The sequence below is a fragment of the Haliea sp. E1-2-M8 genome, from assembly GCF_030649675.1.
In the GTDB taxonomy this organism is placed as follows: domain Bacteria; phylum Pseudomonadota; class Gammaproteobacteria; order Pseudomonadales; family Halieaceae; genus Haliea.
This window is the reverse complement of record NZ_JAUTDR010000021.1, coordinates 61,773-74,357: the sequence shown is the minus strand read 5'-3', so window position 1 is coordinate 74,357 and position 12,585 is coordinate 61,773. Positions and strand designations below refer to the sequence as shown.

Annotated in this window: 7 protein-coding genes; all 7 read right to left on the bottom strand. The window is 50.1% G+C overall.

All coding sequences use genetic code 11. The annotated features are described in order from the left end of the window. Positions 1–3: 3 nt before the first annotated feature. On the bottom strand, positions 4–333 hold the full coding sequence (locus Q6D67_RS16450; RefSeq protein ID WP_304706760.1) for a hypothetical protein: 330 nt from the start codon (positions 331–333) through the stop codon (positions 4–6). A 23-nt stretch (positions 334–356) separates the two neighbouring features. Then, on the bottom strand, positions 357–3,830 hold the full coding sequence (locus tag Q6D67_RS16445; RefSeq protein WP_304706759.1) for a YhaN family protein: 3,474 nt from the start codon (positions 3,828–3,830) through the stop codon (positions 357–359). An 11-nt stretch (positions 3,831–3,841) separates the two neighbouring features. Further along, the gene (locus tag Q6D67_RS16440; RefSeq protein ID WP_304706758.1) at positions 3,842–5,122 is read right to left on the bottom strand and encodes a DNA repair exonuclease; all 1,281 of its coding nucleotides are present in this window, start codon (positions 5,120–5,122) and stop codon (positions 3,842–3,844) included. 60 nt (positions 5,123–5,182) lie between these two features. Beyond that, positions 5,183–7,369: an AAA family ATPase gene (locus tag Q6D67_RS16435; protein ID WP_304706757.1), complete on the bottom strand. Its 2,187-nt coding sequence runs from the start codon at positions 7,367–7,369 to the stop codon at positions 5,183–5,185. Positions 7,370–7,520: 151 nt separating this feature from the next. Then, positions 7,521–10,589, bottom strand: a complete 3,069-nt coding sequence (locus Q6D67_RS16430; protein WP_304706756.1) for a type III restriction-modification system endonuclease — start codon at positions 10,587–10,589, stop codon at positions 7,521–7,523. A 12-nt stretch (positions 10,590–10,601) separates the two neighbouring features. Then, entirely contained in the window at positions 10,602–10,970 is a 369-nt protein-coding gene (locus Q6D67_RS16425) for a hypothetical protein (RefSeq protein ID WP_304706755.1), read from the bottom strand. Further along, positions 10,882–12,576 (bottom strand): site-specific DNA-methyltransferase, encoded by a 1,695-nt coding sequence (locus tag Q6D67_RS16420; protein ID WP_304706754.1) that lies wholly within the window; start codon positions 12,574–12,576, stop codon positions 10,882–10,884. Before Q6D67_RS16420 ends, Q6D67_RS16425 begins: the two co-directional genes overlap by 89 nt. Positions 12,577–12,585: the final 9 nt, after the last annotated feature.

Genomic DNA, 12,585 nt, shown 5'->3' with positions numbered 1-12,585 from the left:
GTCTCACTGACCGCCCCCTCCTTGAGATTTAGAGTGCAAAATGGACACGACATCTATCCTGACAGAGGGGGGAAGCAGTTGGTCGGGTGCTTTGTTCACTGCAGAACCCAGGGCGCCGCTGGAGCTGTCCACATGCTCCAGCGCAGGCCAGAGCCTTTCGATCAGGCGAACGGCACCTTCTGCAGCCAGATCAGGTTCTTTCTTCGCCACCTTCTTTATTTCGAAAACGGCTTCGCGAAGTCGCTGGCAAGCCAATCTGGAGGATTTCCAGCTGTAGACGTCTGCGCGGAAGCGTGCGGGGAAGGTCCAGTTATAGCTTTTTTGAGCTGCCATATGAAATCTGCCGTCTTCTCTCTCTACAATTCTTGTACCTGGACTGACCCGTTCACTTTCTTCGACTGCTCAACAACCCGCGAATGATGCGTAAACAGAATGACTTGTGTCCTCTCAGATAATTCAGCGAGTGCATGCAATGCGGCTTGTGAACGAGCGTCATCAAAGTCCACAAGTATGTCATCCACAATGAAAGGCATCGGTTCGGACGATTCCATGTACTTCTCTAAAGACGCGAGACGCAACGCCAGGTAGAGCTGGTCCCGCGTCCCTGAGCTCATGCCTTCCACAGTCACACGCTCTCCCCCTGGACGAATGCCAGCAAGGATAGGTTCATCTCTTTCATTGAAATCAGTCATGAGGCCATCGAACGAACCAATTGTCAGTGCTGAGAAATGTTCGCTGGCGCGCTTGACCAGCGGTCCTTGGTTCTCCTGGCGATAACGCTCAATCTGATCACGCAATATCTTGCCAGCCAACTTCACCTGAATATAGCGCTCAGCGTCTGAGCGAATACCTGCAAGCGTGGCCTGGGCCTGATCGGCGAGCGTGGCTGCCTGATCACTGCCATCCATAAGTTCCAGTTCCTTTTCTTCACGCCCCTTTGCCGATGCGAGCTCAGTGCGTTTGGGTTCGAGTTGATCCTCAATCTTATTGTTCAATTCTGTGATTCGTCCCGGCAAACTATCCGGATCGATGCCCTCCGCTTGAGCTTCCAACTCCGCAATGGTACTGCCCTCACCGGCATCTAGGATCTCCTGCTCTATCGAATCAATTGCCGCCTTGATGCGAAGATAATCTGCCGAACGGCGTTCCGCCTCCTCAAGTTGATCGTGGCTCTCACATTTTGCTTCCACACATAATGTATCCAGACGATCCGTCATGGTCTTTATGGAGGCGTTCGAATCCTGTATCTCCTGCGTTGCCTGTTCGATCTGTTCTTCAATCTGTTGCCGCTTTGTCTGCCTTGATCGGTTTTCAGAGAGTAGTGCGTTGAGGCGCACAACCGCATCATCGGCTGGCAACTCACCCATTTCGGGGGCAATAGTGGCTACTATAGCCTCCACCTGGGCTCGGAATGCGGCTGCATCATCGTCGATGGCACTGATCCTTATCCGCAATTTCTCCACTTCCCCCAGCTTCGAAAACAATGCTCTGAGATTTTCAAAGAAATCATCAACCTCCGATGGTGATGTCTCGCTTCGCAAACCAATACTCTGCATCTGCGCTGCCCACTGTGCCTTCCATGCTTCGAGTACCTCTGTTGCCAATCGATGCTCTTCATTCAATGATTCAACGTCAGATTTCCGATCCTTAACTTCCTTACTCAATGAATCCCGTTTGCGTTTGGCTTCATCAAGCTGACCGGCTAACGCCTCGCATTCCAGGAGTACGATTTCAAGCTCGTTTGATGTAGACGCCGCGCTTTCCAGTTGTATCAGTTGTGCATTAAGTCTCTGGAGGTGCATGCTACGATTCTGCTCAAGCTCAGTCGCTTTTTGGCGCAACAGGTTAAGCTGCACCACCTGATCACGAAGTTTTTCAAAGGCATCCAGCCAGGCTCTCATCTCTCGCGGAGTGCGTGGATCAATTTCACAGGGTGCCCACAATTCCTGCCAATCCGAATCCAGTTGAGCTTTTTCAGCGCCTGTTGCCTCAAGCTGCTCGGCTAACTTCTGAGCTTGCTGTTGCCCTCCCTCCTGCTTGGCCTGAAGGCTTGCCAGTGCATGAACCCGGTCTGCTTCACGGCGCAGCCGATCAGAGACCTCATCGGCGCTTGCAAGGCGATTTTCGAAGGCATCAGGCAATGTGCCTTCACTCTGGTATTCACTCGCTTCGACTGATACGTCTTCACTACCTATCCACTGGCGACGCAGCAACTGCCAGACCGTATCTCGTTCTGATCGAGCTTGTTTGAGAGCAACCTCCGTCGGCACCTCTCCGACTCGCTCGATTTCATCGAGCCTCTGCGATGTATCCTGCAAAGCATCGATTAGCTCGTCCTTTTTTTCTTCAAGCCGTTGAATACGTTTTGAGAGATCAGCGTAGCGCTCTTCAAATTGATGGATGCTTTCCCGGTTGGGTAACGCCAAGCGAGCCATTTCATCCAACTCACCTTGCCAAAGCGTGAGTCTTGAAAGGTCGGCAACACATTCTGCTTGCTGGCCTGCGAGTTGACTCTGAGTGGACTGGATCGATGCGTCTAACTCCCCTTGTTTTCTTGCGGCGGTTACTGCCCGGTGCAATGTATCCGTAGAACCTGATTCGGCGATTTCGTCACGTTCCTTGCGGGCGGCCTGCAGGCGCCTTTCTGTCTCGCGCAGACTGATCTCGGCCTGTTCTGCCCGAGCATTCAGGACGGCTTCTTTATTGCCCAAACTGGCAATAGGCTGCCGTTTTGCCACTACGGGACGTAATTGCTCAATGTCCTTGAGTTCGAGATCAGGGCGATTCTCTTTGAGTATTGACTCAGCATCCGCCAATAACTGCTTGGTTTCTGCTTCAAGATGCGGTCGGTCTTGCTGTGCTTTTCGATGACCACCCAAGCGCGCATGAAGATCTTCAATATTCTCTGCCTGTTCCAGCAATGCCTGATTGGTGGATAACCCTGCAAATTGCTGTTGTAATCCTTCGAGGCGAGGAGTTGCCTTGCCCACGATGGCTTGAGCTGTCTCCAACGCATTGACTGCCGTCCGACGACGTCCAGAAAAGTCATCGTGAAGGACGACAACTTCGCCCAGCAATTCCAGCTCCTGAAAAAGCTCACGTCGCCTTGAGAGTTTCGGTAAAACGCGCTGGATACGCTGTAAACGATTGATCTCTGTCCGGTTGTCTGCCAGTTCAGCCTGAATTCTCTTCAGCTCTTCCTCTGTACGTCCCAATGCACGACGATGCTCATCCCACTCTCTGGACGAGAGCGAGCACTTTCTAATCTCAGCCCTCAGATCCGTATGTGTTCGAATGGCTGAGTTAATGATCGGCTTTGAACCTGCGGGAAGAAAAAGATTTTTCGCCGAATCATCCAATTCTCCAAGTACGGCGTGCAGTGCGTGACTACCAAGCGACGCGGAGAACAGTGCCTGACCGACCTCTCCTTTCTGCTCAAGGATCTCATTCCCTCCCTGCACCAATGCCTGATGATCAATCCCGAAAAGCGATTCGAAGAGTTCCGGTGTGACGCCCTGGAGAAAAGGCGCCAGTGCCTGTTCATCAAGCGCTTCACCATCGGGAGACAACAAGGTATTTTTCCGGCCTTTGCGTCGGCCGAAAGTGAGCTCACGATCATCATTATTCCGTAAATGGCCGTGGATACGGAGCTTATCATTGGCGTGAATGAAGTTATCAAGCGTACGCTCATCAATACCATAAAGCAGAGCTTTTAAACCGCGCAGAGCCGAGCTCTTTCCCGCCTCGTTAGGGCCATAGACGATATGTAACCCCACCTCGTCAAACACCAGCTCCCGCTCAGTAAAAGGCCCGAATGCTGTCAGATTCACTGTCTGAATCCTCATGACCTATTTTCCGTGGACAGCAAGCGATTGACGAGAAGCTCCTTGATATCCGCCAACGTCTCTTTGAGGAATTCCGGATTAGCTGGATCAAAGGGGTCATCGCCAGCCAGCAGTTCCGTGGGGAGTTTCTGACGAAGCACGGACATTTCATCTGCCAGTTCGTCCAGAACCGAGGAGTCCAGTTCCATGTCGTGGATGGCACGCAGCAGGCCACTCAATGCATCATCACGCTCAAGAACTTCATCCGTAGAAATGGCGGGCTTCGTCTTGATGGAAATCTTCTCTAACCAGATACCGGCACCGCCGAGTCCGGTTGCCAAGGCTCGATATTCCTGGATCCAGCGTTCACGATCAGTATGCAACTTAACGTGTGCAGAGCAATCCCCGTGCAGAACCAGGCGCACAGCCACTGGCCGCCCCTCAGCGGCATCCAATGCCAACTGCAGCCCCTCTCGCACTTGCTCATAGATGTCATCGACCGTCTCTGTAGCAGAGACATCAAGCTCGCAAATAGACCAACGCATTACATCAAGGTCGCGGTGTTCTACCGCCACAATCTCTCCACCATCCACCGTGACCAAAGTACAGCCCTTTGGCCCTATCTCACGAATATGTCTTCCCTGGATATTGCCTGGAAATACAATCCATGGGTCCCTGCTCACCTCTTCGCGTTTATGAACATGGCCCAACGCCCAGTACTGGTATCCTTTAGAGCGCAGCCCATCAACCGTACAGGGCGCATAGGGCTCATGGCCTGGCTTACCGTCAAGGCAGGTATGCAGCAAGCCGATATTCAGGAGTTGTGGATCACCCTGCGGGTAGCCTTGTGAAATATCGTCCGTGACTGCCCTTGTTGCGAAACCCTGTCCGCAAATGCTCACACCCAGGTCGTCCAGGACAACCCGTTCAGGCTTCCTAGTTGAAAATAGAGTAACGTTGTCCGGCAAGCGAAGGTGCTTTGTAATCTGGCTGGCTGCGTCATGGTTGCCAGCCACGATAAAGACACGGATACTGGCGTCGCGTAGCCTTCCCATGCGCTCAACAAAATAGAGCCCGGTGTTGTAGTCTTTCCAGTCCCCGTCATACAGATCCCCGACCAGTAACACGAATGCCACCTGCTCATCAATCGCCAGCTCAATCAAGTTGTCGAAGGCACGGCGCGTGGCACTGCGGATTTCCTCTACAGGGGCCCCCACGTATCGTTCTAATCCGTGCAGAGCACTGTCGAGATGGATGTCTGCTGCGTGAACAAAGCGAAATAATGATTCATTTTTCATCAAGATCTTTCCAGTTGTCTTTCAGAAGTGCGGAGAATATTTATAAGCTATCACCTGTATTCATACATGCAGATCACGCACTTCTTGATAAAGGTTAACAAGATGATCCACTGTCAAATCCAGAATCGGTTCGTACATGAATGAATTGAGATGAATGTTAGAGCTAACAGTAATGCTCACCTTCTCCAAAGTTCGCCTTTCCGGTGCAGCTGGCGCCAATGATGCGTACTCCTTCATAAGAGAACCGAACTGATTATTGGCTTGGCACCAGTAGGTTGCGTCGTTTTTCAGCACACGCAATTCCTTGGTCACAAAGATCTCAGCCTGCAGACGTATCGCCATGGAAAGTAAAACTTTATCCTCCAGATTCAAGCCGTCGTGGGCATTACGGACACATATTTCCCCGGCTTTCGTGAAGAGAAGATCTTTTACCGACTGCGTATTACAGGTGTCGTGCGTTGTGCCAAAAAGACGATTGTATATGTCCAGATAATCACCAACAGTGACTTGCTCTGTATTATCCTTCCAATGAAGAAGGCTGGTGAGCTTCAGGTAATGAGGATCTTGCTCGCCCTTAGTGTATTCGATTAGATTTCTCGTAAAAGGAATGGTGGCGCAGAGAATACAGTCATTATCAGCTACGTTGTCTTTCCACTTTCCGATGAAGTAGTTTTTAATACCCTCCGCTTTGGCAAGCCCTATAGAGCCACTTCCACGATTTGCCATGAGGCATCTATCATAGGGAACGAAAGCCAAGCATAGAGTTCTAAAAAAATCAAAATTATGGGTTAGTATGATCTGGTAAAAAAACTCCGTTTTACTCAAATCATCTAGATATTGAACGATGGCATGCTTGTTTTTGTAGTCAAAGGAGTCAGCAACATCATCAATAATGAAAAGTGTTTCCTGGTTGGCGAGCTTGCGGGCTTCGACCTCAAAAATAAAGTTAAGAAGGTAAAGCGCTCTTTTTTCGCCTTGGCTCAAGGTTCTTATTTCAGCGCGTGACCATTCGACCGTATCAGCTCCGTCATTGCACGTGAATTTGAGTCGCGCATTTTCCTTGCCAAGAGCGGCTTGAGTCTGATTGGCCACAGAAAGTGTAAATGGCATATCCACGAAACGGTCGTTGAAAAGCCTGACCGTCTCCACCCATCTTGGGGCGGCCTGTGCAGCGGCAGCTTCAATGCTCTCGATTTCGTCTTTGCTTGCGGTGTATGAATCCAGATAAAGCGTAGTATCTGCGCTATTTTGCACATAATAAACCCACAGCTCCTTGCGGAACTGCGCATGATTTTCCGGCTTCATTTTTTCAAGGAAAAACTCGATTTCACTCGGAGAAAGGCGTTCTATCAAGTCTGTCAAAGCCTGAGTCTGCGCATTTTTTGCAAGACTGGTGCGAAGTTTCTTTAGCGCATCGTCACCATCTATGCTTGCGTGGATTTCTTGCAATTTTTTATCCAGCTCCGCTTTGTCAATTGATGAAGCCTCCCCTCTCAAGTGAATGCGATGACCGCCCGCAAAAAACCCCTGCTTGTTCAGGGTCGAGAAGGATGTTTCAGCCTTTGTTGGGTTGAATACACCTTTCTGATAAATCGTCCCAGCTTGGTTAAAAAGATCTTGGTAGCGTTCGTTGAACTCGGTGGCGTTGGTTACGAATTCCTCACTCTTCAAAACGTCGGTCGCTTTAGGATCGAAAATAGTTGCGTATTCATAAGGTGTTAAATCATCTTCGCTAACCATAGCTTTTATTTTGCCAAGGCAAGTAGGAAAATCCGTTTCACTCCAATCTTTCAGGATTGTTCGTTCGATGTCGTCCTTCTTGATTTTTGATGCTTTCTGAAGTGCATTGAATAGCTTGCTTTTCAACTTATCAAGGCTGACGAGCAGCTCATCATATTTTGCCTTGTTCTCTGGGTTGACAAGGATATCAGTGATGGCCGGACTGTCTGCACTGATGTCAATTTCTGCTTTGAGGACATAAATTGTCTCCCTTGGAATGGCGACTCCGTCCGATTCGACCACGCACGTTGAAGGGCGGTTGTAACGCTCCTCTTTTGGCGATTCATCTTTTGATAGAACATCAAAGGTCTTGGCGAAAGAAGACTTCATCAGTCCATTTGGTGCGTAGACTGCATAGGCTTTGGTCTTAGGTTTGGCTGTATTAGAACCAATGCCGAAATCAAATACATGCTCCATCGACTGGATGCCGTAGCAGTTTTTGAGATTGACGTTAAGCTGAATCATCATTTTTTCTCCTCAGATTCCTGCCGCTAGAGTGACGCAAAGTCTGCAACGATGCTGTCTGATCGCACGGCGCTCACCAAGAGTTGAGTCGCAGTGATTTGGAGACACTTAGTCCGCTTGGAGGACTGCTTGGAATTTAATGCCAAAGACTCCATCAAGTCGTAGTCGCTCCCATGCCTACAATCTCCATCAATTTCCCATAGCTGGTTACCACGTCATACCTCACGTGTTCGGGATCAATCTTGCGGTTGATCTCAGTGAAGAATTTGCGGGCACATTCAATTTTTGTATGCTCGATGGCGCGTAGCTCCATGGTGGACATGGAGCCTTTGGTTTCGGCCACGAAGTAGATGTGCTTGACGGAACCTTCCTTGAAGGAAATGGCCCAATCCGGGTTGTAGTCGCCGACGGGAGTCGGAATCAAAAATCCGCGGGGCAGCTTTGCGTACACCACTACTTCGGCGCTGGTATCCAACTCTTTGACAAACTCACGCTCGACCTTGGAATCGGTAATTACATAGTCGTAAATATGGCTCCTGAGCTTTTCGCTGGCTTTGGTAAAATCCTGACTACTCTGCCCAGCAGTGAAGATGTCGATATCGTGAGTCTCTGCGATACCGTCATAGGACAGTCGCTCGATGATGATGGTCGCCTTTTGCTCGTTGATCAGGCGAGTGGCCTCTGCCAGAAAATGTTCAGGGTTCTGCTTGAACTGCTTAAATACGGTCGGTTGAATGCCACTCAGCATTTCGGCTATGGTTCGGCGGGTTAGCTGCGTGCTCTCTGCAAGCTTGCCTAGAAGATCGTAATTGACTGAGGAATGAATCGAAGCTTTGTGCTCTTCCGTAACGGTTTCACGAACCTCAAATCCTTGCCCTGCCTTAACCTGATCATGTGTTACTTGTCCGACTTGCTCACCGCCCTGAATGGTGTATTGCAAGGGCGTCACCCTCAGTTCATTGTCCATTGCCCCAATGCTGTTACGGATGAGCTCATTAGAATCGAACTCCACACGATAAACCGCTTTCCGGTTTATACGGTTCCAGAGTTCCTTAAACTCCCTCTTCTCGAAGTTTGCGTTCAGCGGATTGGTCTTGGGCTTGCGATCGTCACCCACATCGGGCAACTGGGATTCGCTGAATACGCTGTCGATCAGCCTGAAGATATGCTCGGCATGCGGCGCAAGTTCGGGTGGTAAAGCGGCCAGACTGCCGCTGGTTTTCGCAGCATGATAGGCTTCGGCCACCTGGTCCGCGTCGTCTGTGTAATCGTTTTTCAGCAGATATTTGTAGATTTGCTTGGCTAGACCTGCGGTAATTTCCAGCGGCCCGGTTTCAGTCGAGATAACCTTACCAGTGAAATAGACCTCATCGGCCTTTCGCGGTCGTGCCGATAGAGCGTCACTGATCTCGCGTTGCAAGTTCGCCACAAAATCCTTGTAGCTCTCGCTCGCGACGACGGTCAACACATTTATGTCATGCACCGTGGCCGCGTGGTCCATACGGTCACCCTGCTGATTAACGGACAATCGCAGCCCACGACCTACCTCCTGACGGCGTGAAATCGTGTTGTCACTGTGCTTGAGCATGCACATAACGAAAACGTTGGGATTGTCCCAGCCTTCGCGCAGGGCCGAATGCGAGAAGATAAAGCGGACAGGCTCCTCGAAGGAAAGTAGCCGTTCCTTGTCTTTCAGAATCAAATCGTAGGCATCGACATCATCCGACAGTCCCGCCTCTTCACCACGCGTCTTAAAACTTGGATCGGTGAGCTTCTTTGTTTTTTTGTCAATCGCGAAGTAACCGTTGTGCGTGCGCCCAACGCGTATGTCGGCCAGATACTTACGGTAGTGCTCGTTGTCGAGCGCCAACTCGCCCAGGTACTCGTCCTTGAGCTGCTCGTATTCCTCTTCAAAGATTCGGCCATACTCACCTTGCTCATCGGGCTGACTGTAGTCCCGGTACTTGACCACTTCGTCGATAAAGAAAAGCGAGAGGACTTTGATACCCTGTGCAAAGAGCCGCTGCTCCTTTTCCAGATGCGCCCTGATGGCTTCGCGGATCTGGATTCTCCGCATTGTCGCTTCGGTCACATCACCGGTTGCATCCCCGGCCGTCAACGCCTGACCATTGGTAAACTCAACTGTGTCGTTGTTGGCGTCGATCTGGGCGATGGTAAAACCGCGATACTGGTCGAGTTCGTTTGACTCGACAAACAGGTCCTTGCCTTTCTCCAGACGCTTCACGATACGCTTGATGCCGTTGCCCTGGCGCACTTCCATCTCAATGCGGGCGACCGGGGCTTTTTTGGAAATCTCGATGGATTCCAGATAGAGGTAGGCATTGGTTCCGGCCAGGCCTTTCACGGCGATGCCGCGTACCGCAATCTTCTTCACCAGCTTCTGGTTATAGGCGTCCAGGGCATCGAGACGTTGGATCTTGTTGTGAGTGGTGCGATGTGTGGCCGAGTAGCGCAGGATCATCAACGGCTTGAACTTGGAAAGCGCATCCAATGTCTTTGTGCCTTCCATTTTCTGTGGTTCGTCCAGAATCACGATGGGCCGGTTGCTGCTGATGACATCGATGGGTCGGCGCGACTGGAAGTCGTCCAGTTCATCATAGATGCGCCGGTTATCCTTGCCCGTGGCATTGAAGGCCTGGATGTTGATGACCATGACGTTGATGCCCGCATCCGATGAAAAGCTCTCCAGGTGGTGTAACTGCCTGGAGTTGTAGATAAAACATCGGACCTTCTTGCCGTAGCTTTCGGTGAAATGTTCAGCGGTAATATCCAGGGATTTGAATACCCCTTCACGGATGGCGATGCTGGGCACCACGACGATGAACTTGCTCCAACCGTAGCGCTTGTTCATCTCAAAGATGCTCTTGATGTAGCAGTAGGTCTTGCCGGTGCCGGTTTCCATTTCGATATCGAGGTTAACCTTGCACCCTGCGCTGGTCACCAGCGTGTCTGACAGCGGAAGATTCTGCCGTCTCTGGACGGCATGGATATTTTCGATGAGTTGAGTATCGGTCAGTTGGATATCGGAATTTTTAAAACCCGTATCGGTTACTACTGTACTGCCGATAGTGTTTCCCTTGACGACCCGACCCGGATCAATCCGATATGCAATGCCAGAGGTATTGACCTGCCCAGAAAAGCAATCGACGACGGACTCAACCGCGCTGGTCTGATAGGGCTGGACTTTGAACTTCAGCTTCATACCAAGAACCCCTTATATCGACTTCACGTCGGTGCCCGGAGACATCTGTTTGAATATCTGCTCGACGTTGATCTTGACGGCATCGGACACAAAGCCGTTGTCACGGAAGACGACACGCAGAGGTTCAAGCGCGGCCAATTGCTTGACCAGCTCTTCATTTACGCCGGTATCGAAGCAGGCCACCAGCGCGTTTTCATCGACAAAGAACACTGGTTTTCCCTGGAGGGTTTCTTTGTGGATAGGCAGCGACAGATCAACGCCCCAATCTAGCAGCACCTGGAAGAGCAGGTCTTCAGGACTGCGGTCCGATTTGATGTTGTCGACAAAGGCATCGACCTGGGTCTGGTCGATGGCATCCGGTGTGTAATAGACATCGGCCATGTTGGATGAGTCGATCTTGAGGACACGGAAGCCGACATCCAGGGCTGAAGGATGAGGGATGAGGGATGAGGGATGAATTTTCGGGATCTGAAAACAATGTACCTCCCTTTGCTTCTTTATCATCCTTCATCCTTCCTAATTCATCCTTGATTTTCTTGCCAGCGCGCCGGATACGCTCTTTGCTGATCTCCGTAATGGTTTTATAGCCTGCCTTGAACGCCTCAGACTTTTCGTCGCATGGTTCGGGGAGCTGCACCATGATGAAATGGCGGTTACCCCAATCAATAGAGTTGGCAGAAAAGACAGCATGGGCTGTAGAAGAAGAACCGGCAAAAAAATCTAGAACAACTTCTTCACCTTTGCCCCTTGTTCCTACATCGATAAGTCGCTTTACGAACGCTGAAGGCTTAGGAAATGAAAATGTCTGAGCGTTGCCAAAAAGATCGATTATCTCGTTTGTTCCATGCTGTGTATAAATATCATCAATAATTGAAAAAGGCTTCCCTTGCCTAATACTTCCATTTTCGTCTTTCAGGTACTGTTTTGTGTGTACGGTTACCTTGCCGTCACGCCCCGTTACAAATTCAAGCTCTCCTTTTGCAAGAGCTTCGTAGGCTCTTTCTTTTGACCAAAGCCATTGCCTTTGAGGAAGAATATCTTCTCCATCTGGACCGGGTATAGGGAAAACGAGATTTTTTCTTTCCCCCATGCTTTTTGTTGCTTCCAGCGGGTGAGTTCTGTATGGGCCTCTCTTGTCGAAATTATCATCTCTCTGGGTATAATATCGCTTGATAGAGTCTTCGGTTAATGGGATGTAAAAATTGTCAAGACAGCCAATATTTTTGGCAAATACAAGTGCATATTCATGAAGGCTAACTAAAAATTTCTCCTTAGCGCCTCCACCATATCGCTTTTTCCATATCACATTATCAATAAAGTTATCTTCTCCAAATATTTCATCACACATCTTCCTTAGGTTTTGGTATTCACCATCGTCGATTGAAATAATGATTACCCCGTCATCCCTTAGAAGGTTGCGAGCTAATTTCAATCTTGAATAGAGCATACTCATCCAGTCTGAATGAAATCTTCCATTGGCCTCAGTATTAGTTATCAGCCGATTGCCTTTTTCATCCTTCTGGTTCGACCTTTTCAGGAATTCCTCTGCGTTCTCGGCAAAATCATCTTCATAGATGAAGTCGTTACCCGTGTTGTACGGCGGGTCGATGTAGATCATCTTGACCTTGCCGAGGTAGGTCTCCTGAAGCAGTTTCAGCGCCTCCAGGTTATCGCCTTCGATAAACAAATTCTTGGTGGTATCAAAGTCCACACTCTCTTCACGGCAGGGGCGCAATGTCTTTGCGATGGGTGCATTGGCAGTCAGCAGTGCCTCCCGCTTGCCAGGCCAGTTGAGGTGGTAGCGTTCCTGCGGACCTTCCACGATGGATTCGGACAATTCCTGCCGCAACTGATCAAAGTCCACTGCCAGTTTCAGTTGGCCTTCTTCGCCCTGGGCTTCAGTCACACAGCTTGGAAACAGCTCGCGTATGCGCGCAATGTTTTCCTGGGTCAGGTTCGGCGAGTGTAATTTCATCTTTTCCATCATGATCGTCCT